The sequence below is a fragment of the Okibacterium endophyticum genome (assembly GCF_054780075.1).
The window spans coordinates 192208-212519 of record NZ_BAAGXA010000002.1; the positions used below are offsets into that span (position 1 = coordinate 192208).

At 65.0% G+C, this 20312-nt stretch carries 22 protein-coding genes; 11 read left to right on the forward strand and 11 right to left on the reverse strand.

Translation table 11 applies throughout. From position 1 onward, the window contains the following. Positions 1-4 precede the first annotated feature (4 nt). From ACYVF5_RS01190 to ACYVF5_RS01205, 4 genes are all read left to right on the forward strand, one after another. A complete protein-coding gene (locus ACYVF5_RS01190) occupies positions 5-790 on the forward strand; it encodes an ABC transporter ATP-binding protein (RefSeq protein ID WP_460942932.1) in 786 nt (261 codons plus the stop codon). Then, positions 787-2016, forward strand: coding sequence for a cytochrome P450 (locus ACYVF5_RS01195; protein WP_460942472.1), 1230 nt, complete (start codon positions 787-789; stop codon positions 2014-2016). The genes ACYVF5_RS01190 and ACYVF5_RS01195 overlap by 4 nt, the downstream gene beginning before the upstream one ends. A 2-nt stretch (positions 2017-2018) precedes the next feature. Continuing rightward, a complete protein-coding gene (locus ACYVF5_RS01200) occupies positions 2019-2987 on the forward strand; it encodes a PDR/VanB family oxidoreductase (RefSeq protein ID WP_460942934.1) in 969 nt (322 codons plus the stop codon). A gap of 94 nt (positions 2988-3081) precedes the next feature. Next, positions 3082-3615, forward strand: coding sequence for an HtaA domain-containing protein (locus ACYVF5_RS01205; protein WP_460942474.1), 534 nt, complete (start codon positions 3082-3084; stop codon positions 3613-3615). A gap of 225 nt (positions 3616-3840) precedes the next feature. Here the strand turns inward: ACYVF5_RS01205 and ACYVF5_RS01210 are convergent, their stop codons facing one another. From ACYVF5_RS01210 to ACYVF5_RS01225, 4 genes are all read right to left on the reverse strand, one after another. Next, entirely contained in the window at positions 3841-4632 is a 792-nt protein-coding gene (locus tag ACYVF5_RS01210; protein WP_460942476.1) for an IclR family transcriptional regulator, read from the reverse strand. Between the two features lie 8 nt (positions 4633-4640). Then, on the reverse strand, positions 4641-5099 hold the full coding sequence (locus ACYVF5_RS01215; RefSeq protein ID WP_460942478.1) for a nuclear transport factor 2 family protein: 459 nt from the start codon (positions 5097-5099) through the stop codon (positions 4641-4643). 225 nt (positions 5100-5324) lie between these two features. Next, a complete protein-coding gene (locus ACYVF5_RS01220; protein ID WP_460942480.1) occupies positions 5325-6269 on the reverse strand; it encodes a 3-carboxyethylcatechol 2,3-dioxygenase in 945 nt (314 codons plus the stop codon). A gap of 189 nt (positions 6270-6458) precedes the next feature. Beyond that, positions 6459-7274 carry a helix-turn-helix domain-containing protein gene (locus tag ACYVF5_RS01225; RefSeq protein ID WP_460942482.1) on the reverse strand — a complete coding sequence of 272 codons (816 nt, stop codon included), beginning with the start codon at positions 7272-7274 and terminating at the stop codon, positions 6459-6461. A gap of 295 nt (positions 7275-7569) precedes the next feature. On the opposite strand from ACYVF5_RS01225, the gene ACYVF5_RS01230 reads away from it, so the two are divergent. The 4 genes from ACYVF5_RS01230 to ACYVF5_RS01245 all read left to right on the forward strand — a co-directional run bounded on the left by ACYVF5_RS01230 (position 7570) and on the right by ACYVF5_RS01245 (position 11006). Next, positions 7570-8949 (forward strand): aminomethyl transferase family protein, encoded by a 1380-nt coding sequence (locus tag ACYVF5_RS01230; protein ID WP_460942484.1) that lies wholly within the window; start codon positions 7570-7572, stop codon positions 8947-8949. A gap of 16 nt (positions 8950-8965) precedes the next feature. Beyond that, entirely contained in the window at positions 8966-9835 is an 870-nt protein-coding gene (locus tag ACYVF5_RS01235; protein ID WP_460942486.1) for a methylenetetrahydrofolate reductase, read from the forward strand. A 95-nt stretch (positions 9836-9930) separates the two neighbouring features. Continuing rightward, positions 9931-10431, forward strand: coding sequence for an SRPBCC family protein (locus ACYVF5_RS01240; RefSeq protein ID WP_460942488.1), 501 nt, complete (start codon positions 9931-9933; stop codon positions 10429-10431). Positions 10432-10493: 62 nt separating this feature from the next. Then, on the forward strand, positions 10494-11006 hold the full coding sequence (locus tag ACYVF5_RS01245; protein WP_460942490.1) for a bifunctional nuclease family protein: 513 nt from the start codon (positions 10494-10496) through the stop codon (positions 11004-11006). A 54-nt stretch (positions 11007-11060) separates the two neighbouring features. Here ACYVF5_RS01245 and ACYVF5_RS01250 read toward each other — a convergent pair whose 3' ends face one another. Then, positions 11061-12506, reverse strand: a complete 1446-nt coding sequence (locus tag ACYVF5_RS01250; protein ID WP_460942492.1) for an anthranilate synthase component I family protein — start codon at positions 12504-12506, stop codon at positions 11061-11063. A gap of 37 nt (positions 12507-12543) precedes the next feature. Then, on the reverse strand, positions 12544-13329 hold the full coding sequence (locus tag ACYVF5_RS01255; RefSeq protein WP_460942494.1) for an NAD(P)-dependent oxidoreductase: 786 nt from the start codon (positions 13327-13329) through the stop codon (positions 12544-12546). A gap of 141 nt (positions 13330-13470) precedes the next feature. Between ACYVF5_RS01255 and ACYVF5_RS01260 the strand changes: the two genes are divergently transcribed. After that, positions 13471-14139, forward strand: a complete 669-nt coding sequence (locus ACYVF5_RS01260; RefSeq protein WP_460942496.1) for a GntR family transcriptional regulator — start codon at positions 13471-13473, stop codon at positions 14137-14139. 36 nt (positions 14140-14175) lie between these two features. On the opposite strand, the gene ACYVF5_RS01265 is transcribed toward ACYVF5_RS01260, so the two are convergent. Together ACYVF5_RS01265 and ACYVF5_RS01270 are read right to left on the reverse strand one after the other, a co-directional pair. Next, positions 14176-14874 carry a 4-carboxy-4-hydroxy-2-oxoadipate aldolase/oxaloacetate decarboxylase gene (locus tag ACYVF5_RS01265; protein WP_460942498.1) on the reverse strand — a complete coding sequence of 233 codons (699 nt, stop codon included), beginning with the start codon at positions 14872-14874 and terminating at the stop codon, positions 14176-14178. Beyond that, complete coding sequence (locus tag ACYVF5_RS01270) at positions 14871-15605, reverse strand: PIG-L deacetylase family protein (RefSeq protein WP_460942500.1); 735 nt, start codon at positions 15603-15605, stop codon at positions 14871-14873. The genes ACYVF5_RS01265 and ACYVF5_RS01270 overlap by 4 nt, the downstream gene beginning before the upstream one ends. 315 nt (positions 15606-15920) lie before the next feature. Between ACYVF5_RS01270 and purU the strand changes: the two genes are divergently transcribed. Continuing rightward, the gene (gene purU / locus ACYVF5_RS01275; RefSeq protein WP_460942502.1) at positions 15921-16823 is read left to right on the forward strand and encodes a formyltetrahydrofolate deformylase; all 903 of its coding nucleotides are present in this window, start codon (positions 15921-15923) and stop codon (positions 16821-16823) included. Continuing rightward, complete coding sequence (gene folD / locus ACYVF5_RS01280; RefSeq protein WP_460942504.1) at positions 16823-17692, forward strand: bifunctional methylenetetrahydrofolate dehydrogenase/methenyltetrahydrofolate cyclohydrolase FolD; 870 nt, start codon at positions 16823-16825, stop codon at positions 17690-17692. The genes purU and folD overlap by 1 nt, the downstream gene beginning before the upstream one ends. A 265-nt stretch (positions 17693-17957) precedes the next feature. On the opposite strand, the gene ACYVF5_RS01285 is transcribed toward folD, so the two are convergent. The 3 genes from ACYVF5_RS01285 to trxA all read right to left on the reverse strand — a co-directional run bounded on the left by ACYVF5_RS01285 (position 17958) and on the right by trxA (position 20273). Beyond that, entirely contained in the window at positions 17958-18530 is a 573-nt protein-coding gene (locus ACYVF5_RS01285; RefSeq protein WP_460942506.1) for a hypothetical protein, read from the reverse strand. A 28-nt stretch (positions 18531-18558) separates the two neighbouring features. Then, positions 18559-19707, reverse strand: coding sequence for a zinc-dependent alcohol dehydrogenase (locus ACYVF5_RS01290; RefSeq protein WP_460942508.1), 1149 nt, complete (start codon positions 19705-19707; stop codon positions 18559-18561). Positions 19708-19892: 185 nt separating this feature from the next. Next, a complete protein-coding gene (trxA, locus tag ACYVF5_RS01295) occupies positions 19893-20273 on the reverse strand; it encodes a thioredoxin (protein ID WP_460942510.1) in 381 nt (126 codons plus the stop codon). Between the last annotated feature and the right edge of the window lie 39 nt (positions 20274-20312).

Here is a 20312-nt window from a genome sequence, read left to right on the forward strand (position 1 = left end):
GACCATGCTATCGGTCTCATCGCTCAACATGACCTACGGTCGGGTGATTCACGCGCTAAGAGGCGTTGACCTCACGGTCGATGCCGGCTCGATCGTCGCCCTGCTCGGCAGCAACGGAGCCGGCAAGACGTCGCTCCTGCGCGCGATCAGCGGGAACCTGTCGGCCTACCGGGCGTCGATCTCGGGCGGGATCACACTCGAGGGTGAATCGCTCACCGGCCTTTCGCCCTCGGAGGTCGTTCGACGAGGCCTCGTTCAGGTGCCTGAAGGACGCCGGATCTTTCAGCGGATGACCGTGCAGGAGAACCTGGCCGTCGGTGGCGCCCTGGTGGGCAGGCGCGCCAGGGCGACGGCCGAGCGCGAGGTCTACGAGCTCTTCCCGATCTTGGCGGAGCGCCGCCGGCAGGCGGCGGGGCTGATGAGCGGAGGCGAGCAGCAGATGCTCGCCATCGGACGGGCGATGATGAGCGCACCTCGTATGCTGATGCTCGACGAGCCCTCTCTCGGTCTTGCCCCCAAAATGATCGCCGTGATCGAGGGTGTGATCCGCCAGATCAACGCCGCCGGCACAACGGTTCTCGTGATCGAGCAGAATGCGAACCTCGCACTTTCGCTGGCCGGTCACGCCTCGGTGCTTGAACTCGGTCGCGTCGCGCTTTCGGGGCCGACCTCCGACGTGACACTCATGGAGGACGTTCGACGGCTTTATCTCGCATCCGCATCCGAACCGGCTCGGGCAGGGGCCGGTGACACGGCACGTAAACTCAGCGCAAAGGAGACTCTCTTATGAACGATTCCGTGAACTCGACGGGTCATGGCACATCGCTGGCCGGCTTCGGCCCTGATGGACAGTTCGACCACCACGACCCCGACTTCGTGGTCGATCCTTGGGAGACGTACGCCAGACTGCGCGAGGAATCGCCGGTGCTGCACTCGGCCAACTACGGGGGCTTCTGGCTCGTGTCTCGTTACGATGACGTCGTAGCAGTGGCCTCCGACTGGCAGAGTTTCACGTCGAGTGTTCCCGGGGTGCTGCTCATCCCATCCGGGATCCCGCGCACCGATCCCTACCTGCCGATCGAGGTCGATCCGCCCAAGCACACGCAGTACCGATCGATCGTGCGGCCGGTGTTCTCACCTCGCCGGGTGGCCAGCTTCGCCGAACCGCTTGCACAGTTGGCGTCTCGACTTCTGGGAACGATGGTCGAGGCGGGTGGCGGTGACGTCACGACCGCCTTTGCGGAGCCGCTGTCGGCAACCTCACTGGCAAAGTTCATCGGCCTGCCGGAAGAGGATCACGAACTCTGGGTCGATCTGGTCGAGCGCTCGCTGAGCGGTCAGATCGGTGACAAAGAGGACGCGGCTCGGGCGGCGAAGGAGTTCCAGGTCTATATCTCACGGATCATCGCTCTACGCCGTGACAACCGTGAGGACGATCTCATCTCGATGCTGATGGACTCCGAGGTCGATGGGGCGAAGATGACCGATCACGAGGTGCACGGCTTCATCCTCATGCTTCTGATCGCGGGTCATGAGACCTCGGCATCGGCTGTGTCCTACCTGTACTGGCACTTCGCCCGTCATCCTGAGGATCTCGAGTTCTTGCGCGAGAACCGTTCGAAGATACCCCTCGCGATCGAGGAGATCGTGCGCTTGTCGTCTCCCGTCAGCATCTTCGCCCGCAATGCGACCCATGACCTCGAGTTCGGCGGTCAGCAGATCAAGTCCGGCGATGTCGTCGGAATGTCGTTTGCGTCCGCAAACCGGAGCCCCGATCGATTTGACGATCCGGATACCGCCCGCCTCGACCGATTCCCCAATCCACATCTTGGGTTCGGGCATGGCATCCACGTCTGCCTCGGCGCGCCCCTCGCGCGGTTGGAGATGTCGAGTGCGATCGTCGCCCTTCTCGATGCCAACGTGATGCTGACGATGGCGGGCGAGGTCGAGTGGAAAGGCCGTGGCGACGCGCTTTCGCTGCGTCACGTCCCGGTGAGGATGGAGCCGCTGAAGTGACCATGACCATCGAACAGGAACGCGTGCACGAGAACGAGCACACCTCTGCCCGGGTCACACGCATGACCGCTATCGCAGACGGTGTGGTCGAGGTGGTTCTCCAGCCGGTCGAGGAGATCATGCCGTGGACCGCCGGCTCCCACATCGATCTGATGCTGCCCGGCGGGGAGATCCGCCAGTATTCTCTTTGCGGTGACCCGCTCGACAGAAGCGCGCTGACGCTCGCCGTTCTTCGCGAGGTGGAGGGCAGAGGGGGATCCGAGCAGGTGCACACTCGACTGGCGATCGGCGACGAGATCGGGATCAGTCTCCCGCGCAATCATTTCCCGCTCGTAGCGTCGCCGGACTATCTCTTCATCGCCGGAGGAATCGGGATCACTCCGATCAGGGGAATGATCGCCGAGGCGCAAAGAGCCGGAGCGAACTGGCGCCTCCTCTATCTGGGGCGGAGCCTGACATCGATGGCCTATGCCGCGGAGCTGGCTTCACTCGGTGAGAAAGCAGTGGTCTGGTCGAGCGAAGATCGCGGTCGGTACCCGCTCCGGCAAGAACTCGCCGGCCTGACCGCGGGCACTCTGGTGTACGCCTGCGGGCCCGAACGCCTGCTCCGCGATGTGGAGGAGGCGGCGGTTCTGTGGCCGGCCGGCACTCTTCATGTGGAACGCTTTCAAGCCCGTGAACGAGACGCCGATGCCGATCATGACACGGCATTCGAGGTCGAGATCGAATCCAGCGGTCAGGTGCTTTCGGTACCACCGTCTTGCTCTCTGCTGTCGAGACTGCACGACGCAGGACACTACGTGCCGTCGTCCTGCGAAGAGGGCACGTGCGGCACCTGTGAGATCGTTGTGGTCGACGGGGAGATCGATCATCGTGACTCGATCCTCAGCCCCGCCGAGCGGGAGTCACACAGCGTGATGTTCCCCTGCGTCTCACGAGCGAGATCGAACCGCCTCGTTCTCGGGCTCTGAGAGCCCACCGAGATTCGCGGCTTCGCGGTGGCTGAAGCGGATGTCGCTGTGAGGGTATGAGTGAGGGGCCAAGCCGAGGAATGGAAGGAACACTGTGAAACAGGAACGCGTGGACACGGGTCTTGTGTGGGGAATCAAGAACAGCCTCATCGACTACCTTGCCCGGGTCGGCGATGCCTCGTCGCAGGTGTCTGCGGGGGCCGGGCTCGTGGGTCCCGGCGAGTTCTATTTCGCCGTGGCAGACACGAGCGGTTTCGATGGCTCGACGCTGACGGGCACGATTCGATTTCGAGGCGAGCTGCGCTTGAGAGCTCACTCCGGCCTTCTTGCGGTGGACGTCCGCGATCCATGGCTCGAGTTCGGCGATGAGGGATGGACGTTGACCAGTGAGGTCGGCGGCGAGCATAAGCCGGTTTCGAACGATAGCCCGTCGCGCGCGCGTCTTGTGGACCTCGAACCTGTCGACGTGGTGAACGACGGAGAGGTGATCATGTTGCCCGATGTGCCCACCAGGCTGGCGGCCGAGAGCGCAGGCCTCTTCGACGGGATGTACCCGGTGGGCACGGCCTTTGCGCCCCTTCACGTCCGCGTGGCGCGCACCGCGCCCGGCGCGCTCGCGACTGCTTGACCCGCGCGCACGACCACTGTGCCACGACCACTGTGCCGCGACGGCTGACGCCGCTGCTGCGGTTGTCAGAGCGGCTGTCTGGAGTCGACTGGCGTATAACGGACACCGTCCACGCGACGCGGCACCGCGATCTGGCCATCGCGGAGCTCGGGCGGCAAGATGGAGACCGGAGGAGCGTTCTGGAAGGTCACCGATACTCCGTATATCGTTTATGACTCCCTTTCATCAAGCGAGGTGCCCGCCCACGCGGAGGGCGAAGCGGCTGGCGAACTCGAGCAATTCAGTCCCGACCAGACCGGTATCACCCGGGACGGAGTGTTCCGGGTAGCTGAAGCTGATGCCTATGAGCCCATCCGAGCGATGGGGGGTGCGCACGGCTGCGGCGAAGCATCGAAGACTGCCGACGATCTCGCCGAGCTCGGTCGCATAGCCCCGTGCCGTCGTCGCGCGCAGCTCGTCGTCGAGCATGCTCAGTGTGCCGATCGAGTTGGGCGTGACCTTGACGAGTTGGTCGCCTCCCGATCGAAGATGGGTCTCGACAACGCCACTGGCGGCCAGCAGTGCTTTTCCGGTAGCCGTGCAGTGCGCGGGCACTGATCGCCCGATCTCCGAGGCCAGACCGAGATTCAAAGGGGCTGTGCCGCTATGACGGGCAAGGAAGACCACATTCAGCCCGTCGCCCAGCACACCCAGCTGAATGGTCTGGGCGGCTCTCGGATAGGTCGCGCGGCACAAGAGATAGAACTCTTCGATCTCCGCAACGCTCTTCAGATACGCGTTGCCTAGTTGGGCGAGCCGATAGCTGAGTTGGATGCCGCCTGAACCCCGCCGTATGAAGTCGGCGTCTTCGAGCGCTGCGCACAGATTGGTGGTTGTCGATTTGGGGATCTGTGTGAGACGGCTGAGCTCGCTTACGCTGAAAGCGCGGTTCGGCTGCGCAGCCAGGATGTCCAGCACGGCGGCGCCCCGGGTGACCGCGGGAGCCGGTGCGCGCCGCGCGGACGCATCAGAGCTCACGGAGAGCCCTAACCTTGTGACGGTGCGCGCAGTGCGTAGCCCCGCTCGTCGTAATCGAACCCGCCGAGCTCCATTCGGTCGAGACCGGCTGCTTGCGGCGAGGCGTAGTACGCTCGGATCTCGCTGATCAGGCCGGATTCGTCGAACTCGTACCACTCCGTTCCTCGCAGAATGACTCCCGCGCTCTGCTTGAAATGCGTCCACTCAGAGACAGCTGAGCGGCGAACCGTGTCCACGGCGATCGCGTCGACGGTCCACGCGGAACGGCCGCTCTCTACCAAGCCGGCCCAGCGCGCTGCGATGTATTCCGAACCCACCCACGGTCCGTCGTACATGCCAGGAGGAAAATAGTGCACAGCATCGGCTGTGAGGTGCTTCTCGACCGCTTCCGCATCGCCGGACGTGCACGCGTCCATGTATTCGCGCACTCGAATCTCGAGTTGCTCGCTTGTGAGCTGGTTGGCCATTACTGACTCCGATCAAAGGACGATAGCGGCTGAAACCAGCGCGCGTACAACATATTACTATACAGGTCAAGATATTGACTGTCATTCTGGCTGTGTGAACGTGAGCTCAATCACATCAAGATCCCCGAATCGTCGCGCAGGGCACGCCGGTCCGGTGGGCTCGTCGCAGACATTCCGCCGCCGTCTCGATCGCGGACGCATTCCCGTCATCCGTCATAAAACAGGTCAGGGTGCGAGGGGGAGTGCCGTCGTGACCCCGAAGCCGGCGATCCACTCGGGGATGGGCCGATAGAACGACGAGAGTACCCTGTACGGACCTGCGGCGCTCAGGGCCGCATAGGTCGCGATCCAGTTGCGGGTTTCGTGTGAGGAGTGACCGGCGAGCTCCGTGAACGACTCAGTCGTCCATGAGTCGAAGGTCTCGAGATCGCCGTCGGCCAACATGGCGAGCACCTGACGGTCCCATTCCGGGTTGAGCTCCTGGATCGTCCCCGCCCCGGCTGCGAGATCCATTCCGGCCTTGAGCGCAGCCTGCTGGCGTAACGCCCGCTGCTCCGGCGTCGGATTCCGGCCGTCGATCAGCCTTTCGGCGACTGCGGGAGCCGCGCCCTCGAGCGTCGGCACGGGTGGGTCGTGCGACAGGCCGCCGGAGCCCATGATCAATACCCGTTTGCCGGTGCTGATCGCGGCCCGGCCGGCCGCTTCGCCGAGCAGCCGAGCTCGTTTGACCGGCCCGAACGGCTGGGCGACGCAGTTGATGAAGATCGGCACGAGAGGCGGGGTGTCAAGGCTGCCGAAGATCAGCCCGAGAGGCTGGGCGAAGCCATGGTCGACGTGCATCCGTTCCGAGATGGCGACATCGATGCCGGAATCCAGAATCTCGCGGGCCACCGCGGTCGCCGTGTCGTACTCGACGTTCAGGGGACCGGCCAGGGTGTCGAAGTCGCCGAGGGCCTGTGCGGTGCGACCGAGACAGAACGGCGGCATCATGTCATAGAAGAAGCCATTGAAGTGGTCGGGGCCGAACATGATCACCAGTTCGGGATCGAACTCCGCCACGAATTGCCTCGCGTCTTCGAGGGCCGCGTCGACGGCCTCCGAGACCTCGCTCGCAACGGGGTTGATCCCCATCGCGGGGGAGTGCGAGAGTGCGCATAGTGCTAACGGCATGCCTGGCTCCTTTGCTGATGACTTTCATGAAAACTGGTCCAAATGCTGACCAGGGTACTGCAATATTGACCACCGTCGAGAATAGCGCCTCCGAGGCGTCTTGTCATCACCGATGGAGAAGTCGTTCGCGGCAAGACGGCACGATGCATTCGTCGACGGCTGTTCGGGCCAACGGCCTGGCCTCGCGGATCACTGGCTGTCGGGCGAGATCCCCGGGTGCGTCAGCTGGTCGATGGCACGCTCGAGCGACGCCACGCCGTTGCGCAGAGTGACGAGATTGCGGCGCACGAGATTTTCGGGGTTGAACCTGCTCGTGCTTACCAGATTGACGGTTCCGAAGTCGCGAGGCCCGTATCGCAGGGGGAGTGCGAGACTCGTGATACCGCCTTCGACCTGCTCGACCGCGACGGTGTAGCCGCGCGTCTGGGTTCGGTCGACCGCCCTCATCAGATGCTGACGCAATCTCGGTGGCACCTCGCGGTGGATCACCTGCTCCGCGACGTCTGGTGACAGCTGGGAAAGGTAACTCGCACCGACGCCGCTGATGAGAGGGACCCTCTGCCCCGTCATGTCGCGATACCGAAGGCGCGACGGGAGTCTGTGTGTTGACACCTGAACGATCATCGAGCCGCTCTCATAGGTGGCGAAGTTCACCGGCCAGGACAGTTCCGCGGTGAGTTCCCTGAGGATGGGCGTCGCGGCGTGCACTGCCCGTTCGACCGGGTCGACCCCAGCGCTCAAGTCGAGCACCTTGGATGCCAGCCTGAAGCTTCCGTCGGTGCGACTCGTGACGTAGCCGGACTGATCGAGGGTCGCGAGCAGCCGATAGATGCTCGTGCGGTTGACGCCCGTTTCCTTCGCGAGCTCGCTGGCCGAGGCGGGGCCGTCTGCGAGAGCCGAGAGCAGGGCGAGCGCTCGTTCGATCGAGCGGACGGATCCGTAGGCTCCAGCGTTGCGGTCGGCGGCAACGCGAGCTGATCGTACCTTTTTCGGGTCACCGTCCATCGACCACTCCATCCACGTTGATGACTGTCGTGCCACAAGCTGCCGTTGAGGCATTGAGCGTCATAATATACCGCGAACCTCGTCCGTGAGATCCGACCGATGAACGAGAGATGTTCGTCCTGCGAACAGAGTGATGCGTCGCCTTCCCCCGCCTCAGGCTCGCGGTCTACGTTATTCGCAGCAGGATGCTCAGCACGCTGGGCCGGCCGAAGAACGCATCACAACGCGCGACGGCGGAACAGATGACGCAGACGTATGCATCGGACCCCCACCCTTCAACGACGAGGAGAACGTTATGACCAAGCCAGAATCCCTTGATGAGGCGATAGTCGCCGCTGGCGGGGCAGTGCCTCTGCTTCGCAACTCGCAGTCGCTGCCATGGGCCGTGCCTTTCGTTCCGGCCGAGTACTCGAACTGGCGTGACGAGCAGCTCGCCTGGCGAACAAGCGCCGTTGTGTTCGACCAGTCCCACCACATGAAGCGTCTTGTGGTCGAGGGCCCTGACGCGCTCAAGATCTTGTCGAACCTCGGGATCAACAGCTTCGCGAACTTTCCGGTCGACAAGGCCAAACAGTTCGTCGCCGTGAGTCACGACGGTTATCTCATCGGCGACGCCGTGCTGGTTCACGTAGAGGAGGACCGGTACGAACTCATCGGAACCCCTGTTCTTCACTGGGTGCGGTACCACGCCCTCACGGGACCCTACGACGTGCGTGTGGAGCTCGAGGAGAACTCAGCCACCCGTCAGGGCCCGCCGGAGCTCTACCGGTATCAGGTTCAGGGGCCGAAGGCCATGGATGTGATGCGAGGGGCACTTGGTTATGAAGCGCCGAAGCTACCCTTCTTCAGCATGACCAGGTTCACGATAGCGGGTAAGGAGGTGCGCGCTCTTCGGCACGGCATGGCCGGCGAGCCCGGCTTCGAGTTCTGGGGCCCATGGGCGGACGGTGAGGTTGTGCTCGACGCGATACTCGAGGCGGGCCGTGAGTACGACATCCGCCGTGTCGGCGCGCTGGCCTACCCGACCAATGCCCTTGAGTCTGGATGGGTGCCGCGTCCGATTCCCGCGATCTACTCGGGCGAGGCCATGGCGCCCTACCGCAAATGGTTGCGTGCCAACTCATTCGAGGGCAACTCGCCCCTCGGTGGCAGCTTCTACTCGGAGGACGTGGCCGACTACTATCTCACGCCCTATGACCTCGACTACGGGCGTATCGTCGCCTTCGACCATGACTTCATCGGGCGCGAGGCGCTCGAACGATTCGTGGCAGAGGGCCGCGATACACGAAAACGCAAGGTGACGCTCGTCTGGCACGGCGAGGATGTCGAGAAGGCCATCGGTTCGGCTTTCCGCCCGGGACTCGGAGCGAAGAGCATCAAGCTGCCCCTGTCGGTCTACAACACGTATCAGTTCGATTCCGTGACCAGCGGAGGGCGTCAGATCGGTCTCTCCACCTGGACGGGGTACTCCTCGAGCGAGAAGGCGATGCTTTCGCTCGCCACGGTGGACAGTGAGTTCGCCGAGCCGGGCACCGAGGTGGAGGTGGTATGGGGCGAGAGTCCGGTCACCGACAAGCCGACGGTCGAGGATCACCAGCAGATCACGATCCGGGCCACCGTGAACCCGGCGCCTCTCACCGAGAAGGCCCGCACCAGCTACCGGGCGAACTCCTGACTCAGATGGTGGTCGTATGGTGACAGAAAGCGCGGCCGTCAGCGCGCAGCGCTCCCCGCGGTTGGTGAACGGCTATTCCCTGGAGATGACGGGCAAGGATGTGCCGGGTCTGATCGAGGCGAAAGCCGCGATCCCGCCCGGCACGAAGATCAACGTCACGTTCCTCGGCAACGAGGACCTGGAGATGCGCGTCTCGGCTGCCAAGGCCGTGCGTCAGCTCGGGTTCGTTCCCGTCCCCCATATCTCTGCGCGGCGTCTCGCGTCGCGATCTCAGCTGGAGGAGTTCCTCGATCGGCTGCGGGATGTGGGTGCCACCGAGCACGTTGTTGTCGTCGGTGGCGACCCGGCGGCACCGGCGGGCCCGTATCAGGACTCCTATGACGTGATCCGCACCGGCCTGCTCCTCGACTACGGCGTCAAGGAGGTCTCGATCACCGGTTATCCGGAGGGGCACCCGGACATCGAGGAAGAAGCCCTGTGGCGTGCGCTGGATGAGAAGTCCCTCGCCCTCGCCCAGCAGGGTGTGGACGCCACGATCGTCACGCAGTTCGCGTTCGACACCGACCCTGTGCTGGAGTGGATCCGGTCCGTTCGCGGGCGGGGCATCGAGAGCACGATTCGCATCGGCACGCCCGGTCCGGCCGGCATCAAGCGCCTTCTCGGGTTCGCGCGCCGCTTCGGGATTGGCGCGAACGCGATGATCGTGAAGAAGTACGGCTTCTCCCTGACCAACCTGATGGGCACCGCCGGTCCAGACGCGTTCGTCACCGATCTGGCGGCATCTCTCGCCGGCGACTCGATGTCGGGTGATGTCGCGTTGCACTTGTACACATTCGGTGGGCTGCTGGCGACCGCGGAGTGGGCACGCGGGTTCGACGCGGCTTAGTCCGCGGTCGGGCCTTCAGGCACACGCGATCCAGCACGTCTGGTCCTGCCGCTTTCGCCCCCTCGCCGCGATGTGCGGACGTGCAAGGATAAGACATGCCCGTCGTCGAGTCACGTATGGAGGTGCCCGTCGGCGTCGAGACCGCGTTCGCGGTGTCCCAGACGACAGGGGCGGTCCGCCTGCGCTGGGATCCATTCATCCGGCACCAGGAGTTCCTCGACGGCGCGACCGAGCCGGCGACCGGTGTGCGCACCCACACGGTGCAGCGCCTCGGCTTGCGGATGGAGAGCACGTATGTCTCGTACAACCCGCCGACGAACGTCGGTATGAAGATGACGAAGGGCTCCTGGTTCTTCGACAGGCTCGGTGCAGGGTGGCGCTTCAGCTCCGTCGACGGCGACCCCGCTCGAACGCTCGCCGTGTGGCGTTACAATTTCGCCTGCCGTCCCCGCTGGCTCGCACCGGTCGCCGAGCGCATCGGCGCCGTCGTCTTGCAGCGTGACATCGACCGTCGCATCCGGGGCTTCGCGAGAGGATGCGAGGACCCGGTCGTCCTCGCTGCCGTCGTCGGCCGTCTCGATCGAGACGGCCTCTGAACGATCGCCGGCAACCGGCATACGATGGCAGTGTCACACCCGATCCTTCGACAGGAGCCCCCATGGTCCAGGTCCGTGTACTCGGTGTTGCGCTCGATGCCACGCAGCAGCACATCGTGCTCCTGAAACCCTTGGGTGAGGAGTCGGGTGAGGGGCACGTGCTGCCGATCTGGATCGGCTCGCAAGAGGCGAGTTCCATTCTGCTCGCCGTCTCTGGTGAGAAGGCACCGCGGCCCCTGTCGCACGACCTTATGAAGACGCTGCTCCAGACACTCGACACCGAGGTCGAGCGCGTTGAGGTCACACGCATTCACGAGGGCACATTCTTCGCCGAGATCGTGCTCCAGACACCATCGGGGCTGCGTTTCATCGATGCGCGGCCATCGGATGCCGTCGCGCTCGCCGTGCGGGTCGAGGCTCCGCTCTTCGTTGCCGATGACGTGCTCGATGAGGCGGGCATCCCGGCCGCGATGGTCGACCCGGGTGAGCATCACGACGCCGAAGACGACGAGCAGAAGCTCGATGAGTTCAAGAAGTTCCTCGAAGACGTCGACCCGGAGGACTTCCAGGGCTGAGGGTGCTGTGGCCTTCCGCGATCGCGAGGGCCCCCTGCCGTCGACGCCGACCGCTCACGGGCCGAGATGCGGCTCTTCGGGCGTGAGCACGGCGTTCGCGGCGGCGAGAAGCGGCTGGGCTTTCAGCAGGGTCTCGTCGAACTCGGCTTCTGGCACAGACCAGGCCGTGATCCCGCCGCCTGCTCCCATGGTCGTGCGATGAGGTTCCACCACAAGACTGCGGATGGTCATGGCGAGGTCGACGCGTCCGTCGAGGCCCAGGTATCCGAAAGCGCCGGCATACGGCCCCCGAGCGCCGCCCTCGAGCTGGTCGATGATCGACATCGCACTGTGCTTCGGCGCTCCTGTCATCGAACCGGCGGGCAGGCACGCCTCGACGACGTCCACACACGAGCAGCCAGGGGCAAGGCGCGCCGTGATCGTGCTCACCAGCTGATGGACGTTCTGATAGGTCTCGACGGTGAGCAGGTCGCTCACCGCCACAGTCTCGGGCTCGGCCACACGGCTCAGGTCATTCCGCATCAGATCGACGATCATCACGTTCTCGGCGACCTCCTTGTGATCGGACGAGAGCTCTCGCACAAGCGCGGCGTCTTCGTCTGGGGTCGTACCGCGTCGTCGTGTTCCCTTGATCGGTTTCGTTGTGACGCGACCGTCTGGGCGGATGTCGAGAAACTGCTCCGGAGACGAACTCAGCAGGGCGAACTCATCGAAACGCAGGAATCCACCGTGGTGGCTCGGGTTCAGATGCCGCAGCCGCCGATAGACGGGCACCGCGTCGAGCGCTCGGTTGACGGTGATCTCGTTGGTGAGGCAGATCTGGTACGCCTCTCCGGCGGCGATCGCCTCGGTGCATGACGCCAGCATCCGCAGGTACTCCGGCCGGGAATGGCGAAGCTCTGCCGGGACCGGCGGGCCGGGTTCTGGCAGGGGGCTCAGCGCCTGCCCGCACAAGAGAGCCAGCGCGGCTTCGGTCTCTGCGAGCCAGCCGTCTTCGGCCGGCGACCCGTGCAGCACGCGCAGAGCCAGCCGTTTGGCGGCGTGGTCGAAGACGATCACACGGTCTGCCCTCATCAGGGCGGCGTCGGGCAGCGAGGACCTGTGACGCGGCGAGCCCACGGTCATGGCCCCCAGCTCATAGCCGAGCCAGCCGACCCAGCCCAGCCGGAATCCTCCGTCGCTTTCATCGGCAGCGGCTCTCACCGGGGCGCTGGTCGCAGCCAGCAGGTCGAAGACTGAGCCCGGGTATCGGGTCTGTCGGGGGTCTGAGCCCGATGTGAGCACAACCTCCCCGTCGCTGCCCGTGGTCAGCGCGATCGGGGCGTGGGGGGAGGGAGCGCCCATGTAGGTCATCCCGCCGGATGCGTTCGCGCCGCCGTCGAGCCAGAACGCGACCTTCTCGCCGTGCAACAGCTCGGTGAACGCGACTTCTGGATCCACCCAGAAGTCCAGGCCGATCTCGCGGCACTCCCCCTCGCTCACGAGGTTCGTTGGCGGCATGCCGGGATGGTCGTCGGCGACGGAGGTGCGCACGCGGTCAGGCAGCAGGGGCCGACGGCGACTTCGCAATGGCCTCCAGCCACTCCGTCGTCGCCGCGGTCATCCAGGTCGGTGTGCCGAGTGTCTCGAGATAGTCATGTGCGTCGTGCATCTCGTGGGCGCGGCGCGGCGCATGCACAAGAGTGCCCGAGACCAGTCGTTCGACAAGCGCTTTTCCGTCCGGACCCAGTTCCGCCGCGATCTGCGACCGCATCCAGTCGGCTGCACCGACCTTCTCGGCAGCGGTCACGCTCTCGAAGACCAGACCGGCAAGTCCTTTCATAAAGACGCTGCGCAAGAGCTTGAGCCCGGCAGAGGCCCCCGCCTTCGGTCCCAGGTTCTCGATGGGCAGGGAGAGATCGCTGAGGGCGGTGATGAGCCCCTCCGCACCGGTTCCGCTGGCGAGCAGGGGTGTGTTGACGCCGGCGCGTGGCACGGGCGCCATGATGGCGACATCGACGAAGCGGATGCCCGCACGTTCGGCAGCCGAGGCGAGTCGCATCATCAGCTCGGGCGTCGCCGTGTTCATGTCGGCGAACATGGCTCCTGGACGCATAGCCGAAAACGCCTGTGACGCGGCGCTTTCGGCAGCGGCGGAGCCGACGATGCTCAGCACGAGGTCGGCGTCGCGCACGGCGTTCTCAAGACTCGTCGCAACCTGTGCGATGCAGATCGGACCCGAAGACAACGCCGGGTCGAAACCGCTGACGCTCATGCCCCTGCGCGCGAGTCCCTCGGCATACACCCGCCCCGCCTCACCGAGCCCGAGAACGGCGATCTCCATAACGGGACTCCTTTCCGATCAGCGGTCCTTCACAATTGTAGACAAAAATGATAGAAGTATGCCGGAGGATACCCTCGACGGGGTCGGTCACGGTCTACGCTCAGAGACAGAATCGCACCCGAGAGAAAGGTCGTGCAGCTGATGTCGGATGCTGGAACCGCGAACGAGGCCGGGTCGAGGCCGAGTCCGACTCTGGCCGATCTGACCAAGGCCATTCGCGACGCGATCATCGACGGCGAGTATGCGCCGAACCAGCGGCTCATCGAAGCGGACCTCAGCATTGCTTTCGGCGCGAGCAGGGCGGCTGTGCGGACGGCGCTTCTCGAACTGGCCAACGACGGGCTCGTCGACCGCATTCCGAACCGCGGCTCGCGTGTGCGTGCCGTGGCTCTGGACGAGGCGATCGAGATCCTCGAGGTGCGGATGGAGCTCGAGGGCCTGTGCGCGGTCAAGGCCGCCGAGCGGATCTCTGACGACGAGGTCGAAGAGATGCTCGACCTGCGTGAACAGCTTATGGCGACGGCCAATGCCGGCGACCTTCTCGGGTACTCGCGGCTGAACCAGCAGCTTGACCGCCGCATCCGAGAGATCAGCGGGCACAAGACCGCGGTCGCGGTGCTCGACAGGCTGCGCGCACAGGGAGTCAGGCATCAGTACAGGCTGTCGTTCAGGGCAGGTCGTGCCAGTGTGTCTGCGCCTGAGCATGCGGCCATCATCGATGCGCTCGTCGCCAGAGATCCGTCCGAGGCCGAGCGCGCGACACGTGTGCACCTGCGTGGTGTCATCGAGGCGTTGAAAGAGCTGCCGTAGGCGGTGCAGGGCGGGTTGCGCCGGGCGGGTTGCCGCTCAGTCGGCTGACTGCGATTCGGCCGCGATGTACTCAACACCGAGGTCTGCGAGAACCGCACGGAGCCTGTAGCGGTCCAAACCGAGCTCGCCCTGAAGGAATGCCTCACGCGTGAGCCGTTCCTTCTCTTCGCGTGCTTCCGACGCCTCGATCGCCTCGCCGACCTGCTCTCGTGGAACGATCATCACGCCGTCGTCGTCGGCCAGCACAACGTCGCCGGCGCGAACGGTGGCGTTGCCGACGACGATCGGAACGTTCACAGAGCCGGCCGTGGCCTTGACCGTGCCCTGGGCGTTCACGGCCTTCGCCCACACCGGAAACCCCATCTCACGCAGGTCTGCTGTGTCGCGCACTCCCGCCGTGATGACGAGTCCGCGCACGCCCCGGTGTTTCAGGGCAGTGGCGAAGAGCTCGCCGAACATGCCGTCCGTAGACGGAGAGGTCGTTGCGACCACGAGCAGGTCACCCTGTCGGCACTGTTCGATGGCCGCATGGATCATCAGGTTGTCGCCCGGCCAGCTCAAGACGGTCACCGCCGTGCCCGCGACGCGGATGCCGTTCTGGATCGGCCGCACGTCGTGGCCGACGAGCCCGACGCGTCCGAGCGCTTCGTGCACGGTCGCGACGCCGAATTCAGCGAGCCGGTCGACGTCGTCGATGTCCGCTCTCTCGGGGTCGGTGACGATGACCCGTCTCATCGGAGGGTGTCCGTGACCTCGGGGTAGTACCGCACGTACGCCTCACCCTTGGTGTCGCTGGTGAGACCGAGGTTCGGCCCGGCGTTCCGCCTGAGCTGTACTCCGCGGCGGATCGCGAGGTCTGTGTAGTAGTCCCACATGTGCTTCTGGGCGGGGAGGCATTCCATCGCGGCGCGCTTGGCGTCGAAGGCGCCTGTGATGTCGAGAAGCACGTTGGGCTTGAAATCGGACTGCTCCGGTTGATGGGGCTCGAAGAAGAAGACAGGGGGAGCGCCGAGCGGATCGCCGGGAGCCTCATACCCGATGGCCTGGGCCAGGATGCGCGCCTCGATGGCCATCTTTCCCGCGATCGGATGGTCTGAGTTATAGGGGTCGGTGAGACTGTGGGTCAGAACGACGTCCGGGTTGACCCGGCGATAGATGCGAACGAGCTGGTCCACGAGTTCTCGGGTCTCGAGGAGCGGGTAGTCGCCGGCGTCGAGGAACTCGATCTCTGCGCCGAGCGCGGCGGCGGCGTTCTCGGCCTCAGAGCGTCGGATGGCCTTGATCTCGTCGAGGGACTTGCCCTGCAGCCAGGCGCTCGCAGACTCGCCACGCTCTCCGTACGAGAGGCAGACGATCACCGCTCTCTCGCCTCGTTGTGCTGCTGTGGCGATGGCGCCCCCTGCTCGCCACACGAAATCACCTGCGTGAGCGCTCACGACCAGGGTGGCACGCGTGGTCTCTGTCATGGTGCTCCTTCTTGTGCGCACTGTCATCTCGCCCCTGCGGGTCCGTTGTCATCTCACAGCCAACAGGGGAATCGCGGAATTGTCAACACTTATGTCGGCAATCGGGGCGCTGTCGATTCCCGACTGCTACCGGCATCACGACGCACGAGCGCGCCGTCTTCGCGCGCGATGCTCGTTCGAGGCGTTCGAGGCGTTCGAGGCGTTCGAGGCGCTGACCGTTGAGATCGCTGTGCACAGACGGATGTCGCGTCCGAGAGAATTTCCCAGCTCGCTAGAGTGAGAACAGCTCCACGCAACCGACCGAGAGGACACACAGTGACAACGACGACACCACGCCCCCGCACCACACGCGCAACGGATTCGCTCGCAGACCGCATTCGACTGCTGGTCTCCGGCGAAGACCGGCCAGGCATCGTCTCCACGGTCTCTGGGATCCTCGGCGCGTTCGGCGCGAACATCGTGTCGCTCGACCAGTACTCCACCGACCCCGAGGGCGGACGGTTCTTTCAGCGGACGGAGTTCCACCTCGAGAACTACACGGCAGTGCATCCGGAGCTCGAGCAGGAGCTGCGGTCCCGCCTCGGTGACGAGCTCGGTCTGACCTGGACGCTCACGCCGACCAGTCAGGTGAAGAGAGTGGCGATCTTCGCGTCGAAGTCCGATCACTGCCTTCTCGACCTGCTCTGGCGTCACCGCCGTGGCGAGATCGCGATGGACGTCACGATGGTGGTCTCGAACCATCCGGACCTCGCAGACGACGTGCGGCAGTTCGGGATTCCCTTTATGTACGTTCCCGTCGACCGCAACGATCGATCGGTGGCCGAGCAGCGTCACCTCGAACTGCTCGAGGGCAACGTCGATCTCGTTGTGCTCGCGCGCTACATGCAGATCATCACCGGGGACTTTCTCGAACGAGTCGGTGTGCCCGTGATCAACATCCACCACTCGTTCCTGCCCGCGTTCATCGGCGCAGGCCCCTATCAGAAGGCGAAGGACCGCGGTGTGAAGCTCATCGGAGCCACAGCGCACTACGTGACGGAGGATCTCGACGAGGGGCCGATCATCGAACAGGACGTCGTTCGCGTCTCCCACTCCGAATCGGCCACCGACCTCGCACGTCGCGGAGCAGACGTCGAGCGTCAGGTCCTCGCGCGGGCAGTTGTGTGGCACTGCGACGACCGGGTGATGAGGAACGGCAACTCGACGGTCGTCTTCTGATGACCGCGCAGCTCATCGACGGCAGGCAGGTGTCGCGTGATCTTCGCGCGCGACTGGCCGAGGAAGTGGCGGGGTTCGTCGCCGAGACCGGGCACACTCCCGGTCTCGCGACCGTGCTCGTCGGAGACGACCCGGCGAGCGAGGTCTACGTCGCCAACAAGCGCAAGCAGGCGGCGGCCGCCGGAATCACCGACCATCACGTTCACCTCGAGGCCGATGCGACGCAAGAGAGGATCGCCACGGTCATCCGCGACCTCGCGGCTGACGACGCGGTGTCCGGCATCCTGCTGCAGCTGCCGATACCCGCCGGGCTCGACTCCGCGCGGCTCATCGACCTCATCCCCGCGAACAAAGACGTCGACGGTCTCACCACGCTGAGCGCCGGGCTGCTCGCGCGCGGGGAACAGGGGCTTCGACCGTGCACACCGAGCGGCGTGATCGAGCTGCTCGACGTGAGCGGCGTCGACCTCGACGGTGCGCTGGCCGTTGTCGTCGGTCGCTCAGAGCTCGTCGGCGGCCCTCTGGCCAGAATGCTCACTCAGCGGAACGCGACGGTCTCTGTGGCCCACTCCCGCACACGCGACCTCGGTGCGCTGACGCGTGCCGCAGACGTGGTTGTGGCCGCTGCCGGCGTGCCGGGGCTCATCACCGCCGACCTGGTCAAGCCCGGTGCGGCGGTCATCGACGTCGGAATACACCGCACTCCTGAGGGGCTGCGGGGCGATGTCGACTTCGACGGCGTCTCGCGGGTGGCCGGCCTGATCACACCTGTGCCAGGAGGCGTCGGCCCGATGACCATCGCGATGCTGCTGCGCAACACGCTGCTCGCCGCACGCATGCAGCACGAGGCGCGGCTCGCGCAGTCCTGAGCGGACGACCTCGAGAGTGTCTCGGTGTGACCTCCGATCATCGCCGTCCACGCGGTTCGTCTCGTTGAGCGGCGCCGTGATCACATCTCCTCGCGCCCGTCACGAAGAGTTCGGGGCAGTCGCGTCATAATCCGAGGAGGAGTGCATCTCTTTAGTGAGGCGGTGTAGCAGGGGCCCCGAAACCCTCGCTGCACCGTCTCACCCGTTTCCGGCGCGCGGCAAGCGCCGCTTCGAGGATGCCTCTCCGCACGACGGTGGGCGTATCTCAGCTCCCTCGCCTGCGACGGCCCGTGAGCATCCTGACGGCGAGCCATCCCGCGAGCACCCAGGGCCCCGCGATCAGTATCGGATCGAGCCAGGCGTGCTTCACATCCGCCCTGCCGCGTCCGAACCGCGAGGTGAACCCGCCGTGTGTGAACTCGCTCTTCACACCGGTCTCGGTGAACGGGTTGTCCGGGCGCGTGGTGGCGAATGAGCGCAGATGGCTTTCGACGGCATCCACCCGGTCGGCCGCGATGAGCATCAGCCAGTGAGCGGCGCGGCCCTCGCTGTATCGCTTGTACGCAAGCCTGCGGAGGGCACCCGACGCCCCTTTGAGAGGCACCGACGTGCCGAACACCGGTGGGAGCATCCGGTGCTCGATCGACCGCTCGCGCGACCGGAGCTCGTGCTGCCGTTCCGGAAAATCCCAGTGCGCTCCCGTCGCCGACGGGTCGTACAGTTCCTGCGGCATGCCCGGGCGGTCCTTCGGGTCGAGGTCGGCGCCCCAGCCCGGAATCCGGGCCCGGAGTTCGTCGTTCGATTCCGCCCGCGGCGGTCGTTCTGCTGTGTACGGCATGGTCTTCTCTCCCTTCGTCATTCCCGTGTCACGCCGCGCTCGGGACGATGAGCGGCTTGATGCACTCATCGAGCTTGGACGAGAAGATGTGGTATCCCTCGGCGATGTGCTCAAGGGGGATGCGATGCGTCACGATGTCGCTCGGCGTCAGGTGGCCGTTTCGAATGTGCTCGAAGAGCCTCGGCCACTGTCGTTTCACCGGGCACTGGTTCATGCGCAGCGTCAGGCCCTTGTTCATGGCGTCGCCGAACTTGACGGCGCTGAAGATCGGGCCGTACGCACCGACCACAGACACGGTTCCCCCCTTGCGCACGGCATCGATCGCCCAGTTGAGGGCAACGGGAGAACCTCCCTGCAGCTTGAGCTTCGCAGCCAGGATGTGCTGGGTGAGGTTGCCGTCCGCCTCTGCTCCGACGGCGTCGATGGCGACGTCTGCGCCGAGGTAGTCGGTTGTCTTCTTCATCTGCACAACGATGTCGTCGTAGTCGGCGAAGTTGAGCCTCTCAGCATGGGCGAAGGTGCGCGCCTTCTCGAGCCGGTAGTCGAGGTGGTCGATCACGATCACCCGTCCGGCGCCCATCAGCCAGGCGGACTTCGCGGCGACGAGACCGATCGGCCCGGCGCCGAACACCGCAACGGTGTCGCCCTCGACGATCTCGCCGAGCTGAGCGCCGAAGTACCCGGTGGCGACGGCATCCGTCAGCAGCACAGCGTCTTCGTCGCTCATCCATTCCGGAATCAGCGACGGGCCGACATCCGCGAACGGCACCCGCACGTACTCGGCCTGCCCGCCGTCATAGCCGCCACAGGTGTGCGAGTAGCCGTAGATTCCGCCGATTGCTGTCGCGTTCGGGTTCACATTGTGGCAGTTCGAGTACAGCCCGCGTGCGCAGAAGTAACAGGAGCCGCAATAGACGTTGAAGGGCACCATCACGCGATCGCCGCGCTTCAGGTTCTGCACAGACGAGCCGACCTCTTCGACGACCCCGATGAACTCATGGCCGAACGTCGTTCCGACACGTGTGTCCGGCATCATGCCGTGATACAGATGCAGGTCCGACCCGCAGATGGCGGCGAGCGTCACACGCACGATGGCGTCGTTCGGATGCTCGATGCGGGGGATGTCTCTCTCTTCGACCCTGACCTTGTACGGCCCGCGATACACCATCGCCCGCATGGGCACCCTCCTTGGATTGCGTGTCTCTGCATGCTTCGATGCAGACCAGCAGACTCCCTCAGACCACGGTGCTCAAGGGCTTGCGCGGGTGCGCACCGCGCGCTAAGTTCACGGTGACTTGCGGATGTGTGCGGTTCGTCGGCACGATCGGCAACGGATCTCCGCAATCGGTGCTGCTGTTGGCCCTACTCGGCGCCCGCCTCTTTGGCCTTCATCTGTTCCTCGTAGTCACGGCGCACGGCATCCATGTCGAGGGCTCTGATCTGTGCGATGAGGTCGTCGAGGGCAGCGGCGGGCAGCGCGCCTGCCTGCGCGATCAAGGGGATGCCGTCTCGGTATGCCACGAGGGTCGGGATCGACGTGATGCCGTATGCGCTCGCGAGCTCCCGCTGGTCTTCGGTATCGACCTTCGCGAAGGTGATGTCGGTGTGCTGTTCAGAGGCCTCCTCGAAGACCGGCGCGAACCGATGACACGGTCCGCACCACTCTGCCCAGAAGTCGATGAGGACGATTCCGTCTGCGGTCACCGAGTCGTGGGACTGTGAGGTCAGTGCCTGTGTGCTCATGGTGACACCAACGGTAACCCCGCCGACGCTATTCCGCGA